A 17,270-nucleotide genomic window follows, 5' to 3' on the forward strand; every position below is an offset into this window, starting at 1 on the left:
CTATATCTTTCTACAAAAATTTGCACGAGATTATATCATACTCTTTTTTATTATACATATGTGAACGATACAGGTTTTATAATAAATACTCATGTCTATAGACGTAACTGCTTAGTCCGTTAGTATTATTGATATTTATGAATTCATAGTTTAGCATTCAATGTCTTCGCTCATACTAATAATAAAAATGAAAGGAGGCATGCTGTTTATGCATACAGAACAAATTTCTCATTCTTATCACATGGGTCTGGAAGCGGTAAAAAACCTTTTTATGGAGGAACATCTCAAATCAACCGTATACATACAACAATTAGAAGCGGAAGGAAAAGTTTGTTCCCATTGCCTGTCTTTCGAAGAAGGACAGTTTTCACCTCATGTAACCAAATCCGTATAATATGGTCCTCGTATACAAGCATTAGTGGTATACCTCATCAATTACCAGATGCTTTCTTATTCCCGTACAGCTGCCTATATCCGTGATCAATTTGGCCATACCATCAGCGAGGGAACACTGGTTCATATGAACCGTACATTCGGGAAGCGCTTGAATATTTTTGAAGAAAAAGCGAAAACGCATTTGTTACAATCCCGCATTGTTCATTTTGATGAAACGGGAGTTCGTGTGAACCGAAAATTACAGTGGATACATACCATGAGTACAAAAGAGATAAACCTTCAAGTAACACATGCAAAACGTGGAAGAGAGGCCACGAATGAGATTGGTGTCCTACCCACATTTTCAGGAATCGCGGTTCATGATGGTCTTGCGGCCTATTCTGGATATGAACAGTGCCAACATGTTTTATGTAACGCTCATCTTTTGCGGGATTTACAAGGTATTTATGAGCAAACTGCTGAAAAATGGGCAAAAGACATGAAAGAGCTATTGGTTGATGCGAAACAAGTCAAAGAACAGAAAGAGGGAAAGCTTTCATTGTGGGACCTTCTCGAAATTGAGTACCGGTATGAAGCCATCCTGCAGGATGGGGCCCAGTGTCATCCTCACTCGATAGAAAAAAGCACATCCAAAAAGCGTTCAAAGCAATCTCCTTCCAAAAACCTATTGGATCGCTTTGCGCGTGATAAAGATGCAATTTTAGGCTTTCTCACGCATGCTGATATTCCATTTGATAATAATGAAGCGGAGCGAGATATTCGGATGGCAAAAGTAAAACAAAAAGTATCTGGTACGTTTCGTACCAAAGAAGGTGCGCGTATCTTTTGTTTAACAAGAAGTTTCATTCAAACCGCACAAAAACAAGGAAAACCTGTATTCCACACACTAGAACAATTCATTCGTGAAGGAAGCATGGATTTTACATGTATCAACTAATTAGAGAGGAATTTCATAACGAAAAAATTCCTTTCTTTGTCTTGCGTTTTTTAGTAAACTAAATAGTTACCTTTCCTTTCAAATCAATCACTTTTGTCTTGTTCCCTTCATAGGAATATACACTTTTATTATTCCCTACATTTATAATTTTCCCTTTTGAAATAGCAACCGCCTCTGCCCAAGGTTGTTGTTTTTCTACTGTATAAATCTTTCTATGGATAAAAATAGTATCAGCTATCTCTTCTATGATTTTGACTAAATCCTACTTGTATACCAATTATCATCAACATTTTTCTTCCTAACAAAAAGTAACGTGAATTTCTTCAAAATACTTGCCTCCTCTATTCTGTATGCTGAAAAAGATTCTTATATCAAGCATCCCTTAATGATTACAGAAGGTCGATTTTTAATTGATCACAATAGGCCAATTAAAAATCGACTGTAGAATAAAAAACAATGTCCCTAAATAATTGCTTTATTTTGTGATTTTAAATAGATACGTATCAATGGTACCTAAGCAACCTTTTGCTTGAATCACATACGTCCCTGGTTGAGTAAAACGAATTTCTTTTCTCTTTAACTTGATATGTTGAGAATTACCATGAATGACGGTTACAACTTCACCACTTAACAGATACGACTGATTCACTTTCATCGTACTTTGCATGACATGACCATCTACTTGTACACCCACATTCTCCATTTTTGTTTTCTCTACTTCAGCAGCGCTTACATTCGTTGTAGAAAAAGCACCTAAACCAATTGTGGTCGCTAATACAATCCCTGCTACTAGTTTCGTTTGTTTCATGTTTCTAAGAGCCTGTTTATAGTCTTATAAATATGTTAGGATGTATGCAAAAACAGGAGATGAGTGTATGTCTTATCCAAGTGATATCAGCCGTGAAAAATTCGAGATCATTCGTGAGGAACTAGAAACGTTTAGCAAACGCACAAGTCCGCGAAAGTATGACCTTTATGATGTGTTCAATGCACTACTCTATGTTCTGAGTACAGGCTGCCAGTGGCGTGCTTTACCAAAAGATTATCCCAAATGGCAAAATGTTTACCGCTACTATGCAAAATGGAGTAAATCCAATGCCGAAGGTAGTAGTCTATTAGAGACCTTATTAAAAAAATTGTTGGGCAAATAAGGGAAGCAGTGAATCGCCCCAAAAGCTCTAGCTTTAATATTGTCGATGCCCAAAGTGTTAAGAATGCAGATACGGCTGAACAAAAAGGTTATGATGGTGGTAAGAAAGTTTCTGGTATTAAACGACATATCAGTGTAGATATTCTTGGATTTCCCCATGCAATCCATGTTACCACTGCCAATGTCACAGATCGAAAAGGCGCACTCGAAATGTACGAGCAATATCCTGAATTGAAAGAAACCATAGAAGCCATCCTCACGGATGGTGGGTACACAGGAGAAAAGTTTCAAAAAGAAATTCAAAAGCTATTGAATGCTGAAGTACAAGTTGCCAAGCGGTCCGAATTGCATCAATTTCAAGTGATCCCTAAAAGATGGATCGTAGAGCGCTCATTTGCTTGGTTAGAAAAATACAGACGATTGTTCAAAAATGTAGAGAGAAAACTAGAAACAAGTAAACAAATGGTTGTCCTAGGATTTCTCGCTATTTTAATAAAAAGATAAGACTATAAACAGGCTCTAACCTCCTCGTTTATTTATGTAAGAAACTCTTACAGTTCAGAGTCTATCTTCTACGCATAGAAAACGTACACACATATTATTCGACAGGATTTTACTGCATTTTTAAAATATGCATAATTATAACTCATATATATCTACTCACTACAAAATCCATATAGAAATAGCGGGGTACTTGTGGACGTGTGATTGTTATATGTTATAAGTATAAAAAACTAAATATTCAAAAAATAATAGATAAAAAATAAAAGTGTAGGTTTAAGCATAAATCGTTCATCTTTTGAAGTTCCTCAATTATTGTGATACATTCTGGTGCAAAAAGAAAATATAGCTAACAAACTGAATCAAGAATACAATATGCCACATATATAACAAGATGAATTCTGAAATTCCATATTCTATCCTTTGTTTTTAAGTGATTTATACTTCTTGCATCAGAACCATTTTTATCAACTGTGCGAATATATGATTGAGAAATATAACAAGAAAGTAAAGTATTTTTGAAAAAACATCAAATTTATACCTGTTACAAAAAAGGGGGGATGCCTGCGATGTCAAATATATGTAAGGCAGGACACACGAAAGGGGTACATAATATGGGAATGAATATAAGTGAATTTCAACAAAAATTAAGTCAAGGAGCCATATCTATCAATCAGCATGATAAGAATGGTATTGGGTTAAGACAATTTGATGAAGTGTACTACCAAGAAAGGACATATATTATCATTTGGCATCCAATTGAGGAGACATTTGTAGGGTCTTCTGCAACAGGAAAATATGTGTCCTTTTCAGATCTTGTGAAAGTTGAATATGTGAGGAATTTAAAAGAGAAAGGGACTAAAGAAAAACACACATGCTCCTCAACTTAAGAATGGAACTCAAATGAACTTTTGTTCCTATCAATTTAACAATATTCAGTTTGAATATCTAATAAAATTCGACAAAATATCTCAAAAATCTTTAATGCGTTCTATATATAAGAAATAATTAAAATTTATCGGAGGAATGATTTTATGGCACTTCATAATTGGCATATATAGGTTCTGGTGCAAAAAATACTGTTATTGTGTACACTAGTAATATTCATAAATAAGGGACGTGTAGGATGATGACAAAACCAGTGGATTTTAAATGTGCTTTTGTTAATCTAAAACTGAGCCACAATCGCAGTTGAAATGTGAGCCACTTTTATATCAGAATAATCCTAATTTCATAGAGTTAGGAGGATATAGAAGTGATCAGTTTGGAGAAGAAACAAAAAGTTTTAATTGATTTTCATCAAAACGGAAAAAGCCAACGTACCATTGCAAAAGAACTTGGTATGTCACGGAATACAGTCAAAAAATATATTGATCAAGATTTATTAGCTCGAAAACAAGATACTCGTAAACTACCAATATCAACAAATGGTTCTGTTGCAAAGTTTTTTAAATGAGGATAAACTGTAGGGAAAATGTGCTGAGGAGAATGATACATGAGATATTTTAAAGGAAAACAGTTCAAGAAAGACATTATTTTAGTAGCCGTTGGCTATTACTGTCGTTTTTCTTTAAGTTATCGGGATGTATCTGAAATCTTGAAAGAACGTGGTGTTTCCGTTCATCCAACAACCATCATGCGTTGGGTCCATGAATATGGCAATCTGATCTATCAAATTTGGAAGAAGAAAAACAAATCAGCACACCCTGTTTGGCATTTAGATGAGACGTATATCAAGGTCAAAGGAGAATGGTGTTACCTATAACCGTGCCATTGATAGTGATGGACATACACTGGACTTACAACTCCGTAAAACACGTAATCATCAAGCTGCTTATACCTTTATGAAAAGACTGATAAAATATTTTGGAGAACCAACGGTTCTTACAACAGACAAGGCACCTGCTTTACTTTGTGCATTCAAAAAATTACAAAAAGATGATTTTTACACACATACGAAGCATTGTACCGTCAAACATTTCAATAATCTCATTGAACAGGATCATAGGCATGTAAAACGACGTTTAGTCAAATCTTAGGGATTTCAAAGCATCCGTCATGCTTCACGTACCATAAAAGGAATCGAAATGATTCAGGCTTTATATAAGAAAAAACGAAGTTTGCAGCAACCAAACTTCGTTTTTTCGACGTACAATGAATTACAGCAATTATTCAGAACTGCTTAAACGATAACCGTATTTTGTAAATGGGTTTATGTTTTTTCAAACTTTGCAACAGAACCGAAAAAAGACATAGATTTCTCACGCTAGAATCTTTTCATGTGATTATGAAGTGCGGATTGTAACCGTTTAGGTGAGTGAATAAGAGAACGAATAAACCATTTGTTTTTAGATTACACAATGAGGAAAGGAGAAAAACCTGCTTTATCTAATTAGCAGGTAAAGGTCATAGATGCACATTACTATATTTTGATGGTGTGGTCAAAAGAGAATGAGCGCAAATTACAGACCTTTTGTTTTGGACTGTATCCCGAATCGTGGACACTTAAAAAGTCCAACAAAGGATGCCTTTTCTGCCCTCTGTTTGCTTACGATAAAAGAAGGATGTCATGTACGTCTTCTACAGACATTTTTAAGATAGTAGCAATAACTTCGGCAGTCATACCACTGTCATGCATCTGTTTAATAATTTGAGCGCGTTCTTTTTCTCTACCTTGTTCTAGTCCTTGTTCTCTCGCATGTGCAACTGCCGCTTTTTCATCTAACAAGAGCTTTTCTCTTGCTTCATACGCACGGCGAAATTCCTTATTATGGCTCATGTTGTCCCAATTCTGAATCGCTTTTTGCAACGTTTCATCTTGTTCCATCCCAATCGCCTCCAAGGTATCCGTTAGATTCTGATCTTCATTTGCGGATAACAGTAACAACCAACGAACTAACGAATCATGCCAAGGATTGACTTGTGCATCTCGCCACTGGGCGACGAGTTTTGGTAACTCAATATAATGGATTTCAATCTCATCACTAATGCGGAATTCTTTTTCAACATCCCACAATGTCCCCATTGTTCGAAAACTTTCTTGCGTTTGAAACAGCACAAAGTCTAACACATTAATTGTAATCGCTTTTTGCAGCTGACTGTAGGGCATGCCCTCGTTCATCTGTGAAGTATACAACTTGGCCCAATAGTACAGAGAACGCTTCCGCATATCATGTTTATCCGATAATTGAATTTCCACATTGATTTGTTCGCCTGTCCCAAGTGTTGCCCGCACATCTACAATCGATAGCTTATCCTCTTTGTATTCTTTATGAAGATGTGGATCGTCAAGCCATAGACTTGTAATCGGTGACACTAATGATTTTTGTAAGACCGCATTGAGAAAGCTCATCAAAATGTCTTCATTTCCTTTGGTGCCAAAGAGTTGTTTAAAGGCAAAATCAATCCGTAAATTGACCCGGTTTGTCATGAATATTCCTCTCTTTCTTCTACGTGTTGGATACCTCTATCATATCAAATGCAAAGGTTCTGGCGCAAAAAAATTGGTAAATTCAATAAGGTAGTTATGAATCCACCAGATAAACAAACCTTGTATTTATGCCAACTTGAAAAAAACTCCATACAAAGTGAAGAATTTTATTATTATGGTTATTTATGGTTCTGGTGCAAAAATCCCAAAATGCTTGAAATGTTTTTTTTAAGCTTGGCCATACTGGTACTACTACTTTAAAAGGTGTGTGATCAGTATGGAAAAAGAAAACTTATTTAAGTGGAAACATTATCAACCAGATATTATTTTATTAACGGTACGTTGGTACCTGCGGTACAACTTAAGTTTTCGTGATTTAGTAGAAATGATGGAGGAACGAGGTTTATCCGTGGCCCATACAACCATTATGCGTTGGGTTCATCAATATGGACCAGAATTAAATGAGCGAGTTCGAAAACATTTGAAAGCCACGAATGATTCTTGGAGAGTTGATGAAACATACATCAAGATTAAAGGGGAGAAAATGTATTTATATCGTGCGATCGATTCCGAAGGAAACACAATTGATTTTTATTTAAGTCGTAAACGAGATGCGAAGGCTGCCAAGTGTTTTCTAAAGAAAGCCTTGGCTTCTTGTCATGCCACAAAACCTCGTTCGATAACTGCTGATGGAGATAAAGCCTATCCTGTTGCGATACGTGAACTAAAAAAAGAAAAGTGTATACCACACAGTACGCCACTTCGTGTGAAAAAATATTTAAACAATATCATTGAACAAGACCACAGGTTTATCAAAAAACGTATTTGGAATATGATTGGATTGAACTCATTGCAAACAGCTAAAAAAATGATTGCTGGAATAGAAGCTATGCATATGGTCAAAAAAGGACAAACTCTCCAAGGGGAGAAGTCTGTCCAAAGGCAGATATATCTTATCAATGATCTCTTTGGTTTAACGGCATAAAGTTCAATTCCGCTAGGAATCTTTTGCTTTTTTCATACCCCACTATTTTTGCACCAGAACCAATCAGGTCAACTTGTTCAAATTAAACATGGAACAGTTTATTACGGTTAATTCTTTTTTTAATGCAATCTTACATGAATCTTTATCTACACCGATTGTATCCTTAAAAATTGAAGACCCACATTTACATAAAAAATATGAAGAGGATAAATTATCCATACTAGATATATTAGCGACACTTCAAGATGAGACCAAGGTAAATGTGGAAATCCAGTTGCAAAATACACAAGAGATAGTAAAACGTTCCCTTTATTATTGGAGTAAATTGTATACATCTCAATTAGAGCAATGGATGCCCTACCGTTCTTTACGGAAAACGATTGCGATTAACTTATTAGATTTTCATCTTTTTCCTCATTATGAAGATATGCATACAGTCGGACAGTTTTGGAGTCAACAGCACAAGGAAGTGTTACTCGATGATTTAGAAATTCATTTCATTGAAATTCCAAAATTGCTACAGCAATGGAGAGAAGAAAAAATTAATCCGTGGGAAAATGAATTTGCTCGTTGGTTACTCTTGTTACCAGCACATGAAGATGAACATTTAACCCACACGCTGGAGGATATCGCCATGAAACAAGACCCTATGTTACAGAAGGCAATCCACAAATGGGAAAATATGAGTCAGAGTAGTTCTTTCCGTTTAGCATATGAAGCGCGGGAAAAAGTATTATTTGATGAACAAGCGAAATTAGCACATGCTCGTGAGGTTGGTATAGAAGAAGGAAAAATCCAACTAATCCAGGGTATGCATAAAAACGGCATGGATATAGAAGATATTGCGAAATTTACGAATATGGATATATCGGAAATACGCAATATTTTAGACAAGTAAAGTGTACGGTACACTTTTTCAAAAGGCTAGATGCTTCTTCAGGACCATCTGAACCTGAAGAAGCAATATTTGAAAATGAATATTCAGAAAAGTGATAACGCAAATGAAGCCGTCTATGCTATACTTAGCGTAACCGATACTGTACTACCTTCCGCTCCCTGATTTGTATAACAAGTTTGGGAGTTTTTCGTATGTATCATGCTCTACGGTCTTTTTATCAGTAGACTCCTATACAAGAAGTGGTTGACCAAAAACACAGTTTGTGGTTTTGGCTATTTGTTTGTATACAGTTACTTGCTATTAAAAGAAGGGAGTAAGGGTATACCATTTTATTCTTTTTATATGGAAATATAAGTAAAATAATTAACTTCTTTCTTTTATAGCAGTCTATCTCATCAATGAGTTCTTTTCAATGTTGTACTCGTATGATAATCCATGACTTGCATTAAGATATCCGCAATACATTTTCCACTTTCAAAAATAATTTGTTTCTTTGTATATGCATCTATATATTGCCCTAATCCTTCACTTAACATCACTTCTATTTCACCATTATCTAGTATTTCGCCCGTTAAAATGGTCGGATATTTACTCAGTGAACGATATAAACATAGCGTTTCAGCTAAAGATGCTACCAATGGTCGTAACTTTTCTTCATATACTGGAATCATATCCGCAGCTATTTGTTCATTTAAAACAAAATCGATTCCATTCTCCTTTAAATCAAATCGATATAAGAAAATCATGTACATAGCACTTCCTTTTGTATTTCATGTGCAATATGGTAGTAGATAATAGATAGTTAGGGACATGATTATACTTAATTCCCAAACTTCCTCGACTGAATTTCAAAAAGATGTATTTTTATTATATAACTGTATGGATCAACTTTTCAATTTATTATTTCATTTTAGCTGGATATTTCCAACCTTGTTTATCTTTCCTGTCAGGAATTGATTTCTGCTTTTTTTGATCTATTTGATTATTTTTTTGTTCCATTTTCTCAATGTTACATAGATTGAATTTTCAGTATTTTTAGGTATAATAAAGAAGAATAACTGTCATTATTCCCTTTTAAAAGGACGGGCTATGCCAATAGAACCGTTCTTTTTTTATTTCCTCTTTTATTTTTTCATTTCTTAGAAGACGGGTCAATATTGACCCGTCTTCTAAGAAATAAAATGCAAATGTACATTCATATATGACAGCTAAAAACCATATAGAAGACCATGTGCCATACTGAATGAAATACCAATATGTTTTAACAGCATTTCTCTTTCATAGCTTTCATCATAGACATAGTAGAAGTCATCATTTCATCACATTCATGCATTGTATTAATCATAGCTTTATCCATGTTTACATTCATGTGCATCATGTTGTTCATCATCATCTTCATACACTTCATTTCACACATCATTTTTTCCATAGACATCATCATATTTGTTGTACCTACCATCATTGTTTTTTCCATTTTAACATCCTCCTACATTTTTTTATCTAGCAATTATAAACATTCGTTTTCTTTTTACAAATACCTCCAAATTTCTTCCTATATAAGTTGAATTAAAAGGTTACAGCTACTGTTTGTCGAAATATAATAAGTAACATATATTGACAAATGGAGCGGAGCAAAATGACACATGTACACCAAAACGAAAAAGAAAGCCTACTTGTAGCAATGAAAACGACTAAAACGAAACGAATGTATGAACGTTATCAAACGATCTATTTCTATGTACAAGGCTTTTCTATAAAAGAAATAATGAACATGATTGGTCGTTCTGAAAAAACAATCTATAATTATGTGAATGCTTACAAAGAAAAAGGATTGCATGGCTTACTCATGGGACAATCAACAGGAGCACCACGTAAATTAGCCCCTGAACAAGAACAGGAGTTAGTTCAAGTGATTGCATCTCATCTACCCGTTGATGTTGGATTTCCAGCTAAACATAATTGGACTTTATCCATTATCGCTTCTTTCATTAAAAGAGAATGGAACGTAAGTTACACACTTCGCGGGGTGTCTCGACTTTTACATGATTTAGGGCTTAGTTACACAAAACCGACGTATACATTAGCGAAAGCAGACCCGGTGAAACAACAAGAGTTTAGGGAAGTTACCTTCCCCGCCTATAAAAAAAAAACTTTTAAACGAGGAGATTGACCATCTTCTGTTTCAAGATGAGTCCATGATCCGCGATTACCAAGCACTGCAGCATACATGGTTTTTAAAAGGAAAACAACGCAGTATTCCTACTTATGGGAAACACCAAGGTGTTAAACTTATTGGTACACTTAATTATGAAACAGGTGAGTTAGTTTGTGTAGAAGAGGAGCGGTATGATGCCGAAGCATTTCTTCGTTTTCTTCAGCATGTACTTGAACTGTATCCCAACGGGAAAATAGCTCTTATTCTAGATAATGCGCGTATTCATCATGCGAAGCTCATCCAACCACTTTTAAGGAAACACTGTCATCGCTTAGAATTAGTGTTTTTACCTCCCTACAGTCCCGATTTAAATTTAATTGAAGGGGTATGGAAATGGCTCAAATCAGACATCATTCATAATGTTTTTTATTCATCGATTTATGAAATTCAAAAAAATGTACAGGCTTTTATTCAGGAATTAAATCGCACACCTGAAAAAGTGATCGATCGATTATGCATTCGATTGTAATCTTTTAATTCAACTTATATAGATAGATATTGATAAATAATTTCTAGTTAGGGTAAAGAAACCCAATATAAAAAAATCATCTTTTTCATGTGAAAAGCTTCCTTAGCGTACAATTTTTTTTTACGGTCATGTGTCTCTTAAGCAAAGAATAAATCTAGCAGTTCGTAAAGGTATACCTTTACAAACTACGATCGCTTTTTTCTCATTAGTGGAAGTAATATTCCCGTTGATATTTTAGAAAACACCGACTTTCCAGTGCCAAATAGTCCCTATTTAGTCGGAAAATAGTCTTAACGTACACCAAACATCTTAATTTGTGTCCGAATTGTGTCTAAACGTACAATTTTCTTTTTTTGATATGGTGACCCCATGCCCATCAACTTAAGACTTTTTACTACCCCCAAGTACAAAAAAACGTTATTCTTTCTTAATAATCTATGAGAAAGGGTGACGTTTTTTATGAATCTCTCGATTCAAGAGGAGTTACAACCATTTGCAGAAGAATTACAGCGCTATATCACACCTGGATTTTTGGAAGAACTAGCAAGAGAGATTAAGTTTATAAAGCGAAAACGCAAGTTTTCAGGATCAGATTTAGCTACCATTTGTATTTGGATTAGCCAACGGGTGGCCAGTGATCCTTTAGTCCGATTATGTAGTAGACTTCATGCAGCTACAGGTACTTTACTCAGCCCAGAGGGCTTAAATAAACGATTTACTGCAAAATCAGTGTTATTTTTAAAGCATGTCTTTTCGTTATTGTTACAACAAAAAATCTGTGAGCAGACTCACATTTCTAACCAACTTTTTGCTCATTTTAAACGCATTCGCATCATGGATGCCACTATGTTTCAAGTACCCCATACTTTGGAACATATATATCCTGGTTCAGGTGGCTGCGCTCAAACAGCTGGGATCAAAATTCAATTAGAATATGATTTACATAGTGGGCAATTTCTTAATTTTCAAGTGGGACCTGGAAAAAATAATGATAAAACATTCGGAACAGAATGTTTAGATACGTTACGGCCAGGCGATTTATGTATTCGTGATTTAGGGTATTTTTCATTAGAGGATTTAGATCAAATGGATCAACGTGGTACGTATTATATTTCGAGGTTAAAGTTAAATACGAACGTATATGTAAAAAATCCAAATCCGGAATATTTTAAAAATGGTTCCATTAAAAAACAATCAGAATACATACAAATCAATGTCATACAGATTTTGAATCAACTCCAACCAGGCGAAACGATAGAATATCAGCAAGCTTATATTGGGGATAAACAGCAGCTATTTTCACGTCTCATTTTTCATCGTTTAACAGAGGCACAATTAAAAAAACGTCTAGAGAAAATTGCAGAAAAAGAAAAGTCAAAACACAAAACCTATTCAGATAAAAGTAAATTAGCAGCGGGATTAAATGTATATGTGACAAATGCACCTTGGGAATGGGTTCCGATGGAACAAGTACATGAATTATATACATTGCGTTGGCAGATAGAAATTGTTTTTAAAACGTGGAAATCATTGTTTGATATTAATCATTGTCGTACCGTCAAACAAGAAAGAATAGAGTGCCATTTATACGGGAAACTCATCGCTATTTTTTTATGTTCTTCTACGATGTTTAAAATGCGCCAACTTGTGTTACAAAAGAAGCAAAAAGAATTAAGTGAATATAAAGCGATTGGAATGATCCAAGATCATCTGTTTCTCCTCTATCAAGCCATAGGGAAAAGCACCCAAGAGATAACAAAGCTTCTGATCCGCCTGTTCCACCTTCTAGAGAAAAACGGGCGGAAATCTCATCGATATGAGAAGAAAACTGTCTTTGATATCATGGGTGTTATCTATGAGTATAGTGGATGTAGCAAGCAAAAGAAAGCTGCATAAGAAAAAAATGAAACCCGTTAGGGTTTATTTCGTGTGCTTATTTTTAATAACTTGTCCCCATTTTGGGAGATTTTAGTTCAATTGAACAAAAGTTAATTTTGTATCCATCCTTAAGTTGATGGGCATGTATGGTGACCCCTGCATGTAAAGTTTTTATCATTTTGAAAAATGTCATAGTTTAGTAAATTCACATCTCTTTTCCAGAGATTGAGAAAATTTTCGATTTTGGATGCTTCTTTTATCATCTTATATAAAAAAATTTAAATCGTAGATAGTTGTTACAATGGAATAAACATGAAAATCCCTTACCACATCTGCTTTGTTGCAGGAAATGGTAAGGGATATAGGCTTCATTTCTCTTGATTTTGCTAAGAACAAAAAACACATTGTTTGTTGATGAGTATAGAGAGAATTAAAGTTCCGAATGTTCAGAATCCATAATATCAATTTACTGTAGATTCCAATTATGTAAAACTAGAACCAAGATGAATATCTCTTTAAAACTTACTCCTAATAAAGATTTAAAGAAAATTTTGTTTTAGTCATCATCAAGAAGGAAGCCAATTTCTATCCAAATTGGCTTCTTTTGAATCCCTACTCTTTTTCATTTCTTATTTTAACACATTGCCAACATTTGTACGGAAATTAATCCTGAAAATTCAGACGAAACAACTCGTTTTGATGAGAAAAAATGTAGGATTGTTTGGGCGTAGGTTCCAAAAAGGATAGACTGAGCCAAATGGGATAAATGTAATCTACTGTTCTTCGAAAGCGCTATCACATTTAGTATAATAAAAATAACGATTATACTGAGGAGATAGGAATTATGAATAAAAGAGAAACGAGAATTCGTATTTTAGATTTGCAGGACCAACATTGCACGGGGTGCAAGCACTATAATGGGGTACGAACATATTGTATTGACGATTGTAAAATTGGAAAAGAAATATATCAATTAGGAACAGGATTGATTTTTGATGAAAAGGACTCGAAACGGAAAGTAAAACTAAAGTGGTATTCTATTTGTCAACAGGCGCTCGTGTTAAGAAGTAAAGGATATACCTATCAAAAAATTGCAAACCAATTAGGATGTCATGCGAGTAGTTTACGTAAACAGCTCAATCAACGTGGAGTGTAAATATATCAATTAAAATGAGGTGAATGCAACATGAGGGTAGTTGCGAAAAAAGTACAAATGATACGCTTACAGGAGAAGCAAAATAAGTGTGAGGAAAATACAGAAACAGATTGTGCCGAACAGTGCAAAATAGAAAGAGAGTGTATCAAACTAGAAAAAAATACAGCTAAAAAACGATCCCAAAAAGTACAAACGCCAGAAGAAAAATGGGATGAAAAATGTAAACAAGCAGTACAATTATTTAATCAAGGAAAAGAATATCCAACTATTGCAAAAGAAGTAGGATGCAATGTGAGCCATTTGTATAGAGAGCTCAAGAAGCGTGGTGTATTACAAATGCCAAAGCAAGTAGCGCCGTCTAAATCAGTAAAGTCCCCCATCATACCACCACAAACAAAAAAATCGAAGTTTGAACGATATAAAGAATTTTATATGTATAAATAGAAAAGTGAATGGCCACATGGTAATGTATCTAAATTTGGAATACTACTCAATTGTTACAACAAAATCATACTCTGCCTATGAATAAAGAACTTTAAACAAACGTTTGATTAAAAAAATCTGTATAATAATTGTACTTACATAATATTTTTCAAAATATGAAAGCTCCTTTCACATTTGATGAAAGGAGCTTTTTGTTATTTTAAAAGGTTAACTAGCGAAACAAATGATAGAGAGGAATTCATATTGGGGTTCGACCGAGATACGTGTAAAAACAGGTCATAGATTTGGGTTCTGGTGCAAAAATAGTTGGATATTGAAAAAAGAACAAAAGATTCCTAGCGAAATTGAACTTTACGATGTTAAACCGAAAAGATCATGGATAGGATATATCTGTTTTTGGACAGACTTCTTCTCTTGGAGAGTTTGTCCTTTTTTGATCATATGCATAACTTCTATCCCAGCAATCATTTTTTTAGCTGTTTGCAAAGATTTCAATCCAAGCTTATTCCGAATATGTTTTTTAATAAACCGATGATCTTGTTCAATGATATTATTTAAGAGCCTGTTTATAGTCTTATAAATATGTTAGGATGTATGCAAAAACAGGAGATGAGTGTATGTCTTATCCAAGTGATATCAGCCGTGAAAAATTCGAGATCATTCGTGAGGAACTAGAAACGTTTAGCAAACGCACAAGTCCGCGAAAGTATGACCTTTATGATGTGTTCAATGCACTACTCTATGTTCTGAGTACAGGCTGCCAGTGGCGTGCTTTACCAAAAGATTATCCCAAATGGCAAAATGTTTACCGCTACTATGCAAAATGGAGTAAATCCAATGCCGAAGGTAGTAGTCTATTAGAGACCTTATTAAAAAATTGTTGGGCAAATAAGGGAAGCAGTGAATCGCCCCAAAAGCTCTAGCTTTAATATTGTCGATGCCCAAAGTGTTAAGAATGCAGATACGGCTGAACAAAAAGGTTATGATGGTGGTAAGAAAGTTTCTGGTATTAAACGACATATCAGTGTAGATATTCTTGGATTTCCCCATGCAATCCATGTTACCACTGCCAATGTCACAGATCGAAAAGGCGCACTCGAAATGTACGAGCAATATCCTGAATTGAAAGAAACCATAGAAGCCATCCTCACGGATGGTGGGTACACAGGAGAAAAGTTTCAAAAAGAAATTCAAAAGCTATTGAATGCTGAAGTACAAGTTGCCAAGCGGTCCGAATTGCATCAATTTCAAGTGATCCCTAAAAGATGGATCGTAGAGCGCTCATTTGCTTGGTTAGAAAAATACAGACGATTGTTCAAAAATGTAGAGAGAAAACTAGAAACAAGTAAACAAATGGTTGTCCTAGGATTTCTCGCTATTTTAATAAAAAGATAAGACTATAAACAGGCTCTAAGGATATTCCATGTAATTTTATGTAATTTTATGTAATTTTGCATATATCACCATATTGATGTTTAGTTTTTGTTTTATGTGTTTAAATAAAATTCGTAGATAATTTTGTAATGCAATTTTTTAACTTTAACTCCAAAGTAAAATTGAGTAGGTATTAGTAAATGTTAAAGTAGGATTTTATTTTGTAAGTAAAAAAAGACTATTCATTATTAATAACGAATAGTCTTCAGGCTGTGGAGAAAGTCTTCTTCACAGCCTGTTTTTGTGTCTGAACCTCTTTTTATGTGTCAACACTGATAAAAAAGAGGAAAAGGAGAGATTTTTTATGATGGGTGCTTTAAAAAATCATCGTGATGAGCGTGTATCTGTTTCTGTAGAAGAGTTGGTTCCACAAGATCACTTCCTTCGTACGATTGAAGCGACAATCAGTTTTGATTTTATTGAGGAGAAGTTACGCCCTTATTACTGTGAAAACAATGGACGTCCTTCCATCCATCCTATCGTTTTATTTAAGATGATGTTTATTGGATATTTTTATGGTATTCGTTCTGAGCGTCAATTGGAAAAGGAGATTAAAAGGTTCTGGTGCAAAAATCCCAAAATGCTTGAAATGTTTTTTTCAAGCTTGGCCATACTGGTACTACTACTTTAAAAGGTGTGTGATCAGTATGGAAAAAGAAAACTTATTTAAGTGGAAACATTATCAACCAGATATTATTTTATTAACGGTACGTTGGTACCTGCGGTACAACTTAAGTTTTCGTGATTTAGTAGAAATGATGGAGGAACGAGGTTTATCCGTGGCCCATACAACCATTATGCGTTGGGTTCATCAATATGGACCAGAATTAAATGAGCGAGTTCGAAAACATTTGAAAGCCACGAATGATTCTTGGAGAGTTGATGAAACATACATCAAGATTAAAGGGGAGAAAATGTATTTATATCGTGCGATCGATTCCGAAGGAAACACAATTGATTTTTATTTAAGTCGTAAACGAGATGCGAAGGCTGCCAAGTGTTTTCTAAAGAAAGCCTTGGCTTCTTGTCATGCCACAAAACCTCGTTCGATAACTGCTGATGGAGATAAAGCCTATCCTGTTGCGATACGTGAACTAAAAAAAGAAAAGTGTATACCACACAGTACGCCACTTCGTGTGAAAAAATATTTAAACAATATCATTGAACAAGACCACAGGTTTATCAAAAAACGTATTTGGAATATGCTTGGATTGAAATCATTGCAAACAGCTAAAAAAATGATTGCTGGAATAGAAGCTATGCATATGGTCAAAAAAGGACAAACTCTCCAAGGGGAGAAGTCTGTCCAAAGGCAGATATATCTTATCAATGATCTCTTTGGTTTAACAGCATAAAGTTCAATTCCGCTAGGAATCT

15 protein-coding genes and 5 pseudogenes are annotated in these 17,270 nt (G+C 34.7%); 15 read left to right on the forward strand and 5 right to left on the reverse strand.

Going from position 1 to position 17,270, the window contains the following annotated elements; all coding sequences use genetic code 11:
• Window positions 1-208 precede the first annotated feature (208 nt).
• Entirely contained in the window at window positions 209-394 is a 186-nt protein-coding gene (locus ACP6L7_RS34485) for a hypothetical protein (RefSeq protein WP_430529783.1), read from the forward strand.
• Between the two features lie 12 nt (window positions 395-406).
• Window positions 407-1,333: an IS66 family transposase gene (tnpC, locus tag ACP6L7_RS34490; protein ID WP_430529843.1), complete on the forward strand. Its 927-nt coding sequence runs from the start codon at window positions 407-409 to the stop codon at window positions 1,331-1,333.
• A gap of 475 nt (window positions 1,334-1,808) precedes the next feature.
• Here the strand turns inward: tnpC and ACP6L7_RS34495 are convergent, their stop codons facing one another.
• A complete protein-coding gene (locus ACP6L7_RS34495; protein ID WP_430529784.1) occupies window positions 1,809-2,141 on the reverse strand; it encodes a hypothetical protein in 333 nt (110 codons plus the stop codon).
• A gap of 67 nt (window positions 2,142-2,208) precedes the next feature.
• On the opposite strand from ACP6L7_RS34495, the gene ACP6L7_RS34500 reads away from it, so the two are divergent.
• From ACP6L7_RS34500 to ACP6L7_RS34515, 4 genes and pseudogenes are all read left to right on the forward strand, one after another.
• A protein-coding gene (locus ACP6L7_RS34500; protein ID WP_430528891.1) for an IS5 family transposase occupies window positions 2,209-2,987 on the forward strand; the annotation gives its coding sequence in 2 pieces (ribosomal slippage) (window positions 2,209-2,470 and window positions 2,470-2,987; 780 coding nt in all).
• Window positions 2,988-3,553: 566 nt separating this feature from the next.
• Window positions 3,554-3,874 (forward strand): hypothetical protein, encoded by a 321-nt coding sequence (locus ACP6L7_RS34505; RefSeq protein WP_430529785.1) that lies wholly within the window; start codon window positions 3,554-3,556, stop codon window positions 3,872-3,874.
• A 365-nt stretch (window positions 3,875-4,239) separates the two neighbouring features.
• A pseudogene (locus ACP6L7_RS34510) lies at window positions 4,240-4,437 on the forward strand (helix-turn-helix domain-containing protein); the annotation flags it as partial.
• A gap of 42 nt (window positions 4,438-4,479) precedes the next feature.
• A pseudogene (locus ACP6L7_RS34515) lies at window positions 4,480-5,170 on the forward strand (IS6 family transposase).
• Window positions 5,171-5,532: 362 nt separating this feature from the next.
• On the opposite strand, the gene ACP6L7_RS34520 reads toward ACP6L7_RS34515, so the two are convergent.
• Window positions 5,533-6,414 (reverse strand): Rpn family recombination-promoting nuclease/putative transposase, encoded by an 882-nt coding sequence (locus ACP6L7_RS34520; RefSeq protein ID WP_430529786.1) that lies wholly within the window; start codon window positions 6,412-6,414, stop codon window positions 5,533-5,535.
• Window positions 6,415-6,691: 277 nt separating this feature from the next.
• Here ACP6L7_RS34520 and ACP6L7_RS34525 point away from each other — a divergent pair, with 277 nt between their 5' ends.
• Window positions 6,692-7,399, forward strand: a complete 708-nt coding sequence (locus ACP6L7_RS34525) for an IS6 family transposase (RefSeq protein ID WP_430529770.1) — start codon at window positions 6,692-6,694, stop codon at window positions 7,397-7,399.
• Between the two features lie 88 nt (window positions 7,400-7,487).
• Window positions 7,488-8,297 (forward strand): Rpn family recombination-promoting nuclease/putative transposase, encoded by an 810-nt coding sequence (locus tag ACP6L7_RS34530; RefSeq protein WP_430529844.1) that lies wholly within the window; start codon window positions 7,488-7,490, stop codon window positions 8,295-8,297.
• Between the two features lie 395 nt (window positions 8,298-8,692).
• Here the strand turns inward: ACP6L7_RS34530 and ACP6L7_RS34535 are convergent, their stop codons facing one another.
• The gene (locus ACP6L7_RS34535) at window positions 8,693-9,043 is read right to left on the reverse strand and encodes a hypothetical protein (protein WP_430529787.1); all 351 of its coding nucleotides are present in this window, start codon (window positions 9,041-9,043) and stop codon (window positions 8,693-8,695) included.
• 515 nt (window positions 9,044-9,558) lie between these two features.
• On the reverse strand, window positions 9,559-9,771 hold the full coding sequence (locus ACP6L7_RS34540; RefSeq protein WP_219304107.1) for a hypothetical protein: 213 nt from the start codon (window positions 9,769-9,771) through the stop codon (window positions 9,559-9,561).
• 162 nt (window positions 9,772-9,933) lie between these two features.
• On the opposite strand from ACP6L7_RS34540, the pseudogene ACP6L7_RS34545 reads away from it, so the two are divergent.
• The 4 genes and pseudogenes from ACP6L7_RS34545 to ACP6L7_RS34560 all read left to right on the forward strand — a co-directional run bounded on the left by ACP6L7_RS34545 (window position 9,934) and on the right by ACP6L7_RS34560 (window position 14,459).
• A pseudogene (locus ACP6L7_RS34545) lies at window positions 9,934-10,981 on the forward strand (IS630 family transposase).
• Window positions 10,982-11,440: 459 nt separating this feature from the next.
• Window positions 11,441-12,877, forward strand: coding sequence for an IS4 family transposase (locus tag ACP6L7_RS34550; protein ID WP_430529099.1), 1,437 nt, complete (start codon window positions 11,441-11,443; stop codon window positions 12,875-12,877).
• An 826-nt stretch (window positions 12,878-13,703) separates the two neighbouring features.
• Complete coding sequence (locus tag ACP6L7_RS34555; RefSeq protein WP_430529788.1) at window positions 13,704-14,015, forward strand: zinc-finger domain-containing protein; 312 nt, start codon at window positions 13,704-13,706, stop codon at window positions 14,013-14,015.
• Between the two features lie 30 nt (window positions 14,016-14,045).
• Window positions 14,046-14,459: a hypothetical protein gene (locus ACP6L7_RS34560; RefSeq protein WP_430529789.1), complete on the forward strand. Its 414-nt coding sequence runs from the start codon at window positions 14,046-14,048 to the stop codon at window positions 14,457-14,459.
• Between the two features lie 351 nt (window positions 14,460-14,810).
• Here ACP6L7_RS34560 and ACP6L7_RS34565 read toward each other — a convergent pair.
• Window positions 14,811-15,023 (reverse strand): annotated as a pseudogene (locus ACP6L7_RS34565) (DDE-type integrase/transposase/recombinase); the annotation flags it as partial.
• A 53-nt stretch (window positions 15,024-15,076) separates the two neighbouring features.
• Between ACP6L7_RS34565 and ACP6L7_RS34570 the strand changes: the two are divergent.
• The 3 genes and pseudogenes from ACP6L7_RS34570 (at window position 15,077) to ACP6L7_RS34580 (ending at window position 17,248) form a co-directional block, all read left to right on the forward strand.
• A protein-coding gene (locus tag ACP6L7_RS34570; RefSeq protein WP_430529017.1) for an IS5 family transposase occupies window positions 15,077-15,854 on the forward strand; the annotation gives its coding sequence in 2 pieces (ribosomal slippage) (window positions 15,077-15,339 and window positions 15,338-15,854; 780 coding nt in all).
• 343 nt (window positions 15,855-16,197) lie between these two features.
• Window positions 16,198-16,449, forward strand: a pseudogene (locus ACP6L7_RS34575) (transposase); the annotation flags it as partial.
• A 91-nt stretch (window positions 16,450-16,540) separates the two neighbouring features.
• Window positions 16,541-17,248 carry an IS6 family transposase gene (locus ACP6L7_RS34580; protein ID WP_430529790.1) on the forward strand — a complete coding sequence of 236 codons (708 nt, stop codon included), beginning with the start codon at window positions 16,541-16,543 and terminating at the stop codon, window positions 17,246-17,248.
• Window positions 17,249-17,270: the final 22 nt, after the last annotated feature.

Origin of the sequence: Bacillus silvicola, assembly GCF_050524305.1 — a bacterium.
GTDB lineage: Bacteria > Bacillota > Bacilli > Bacillales > Bacillaceae_G > Bacillus_A > Bacillus_A cereus_AT.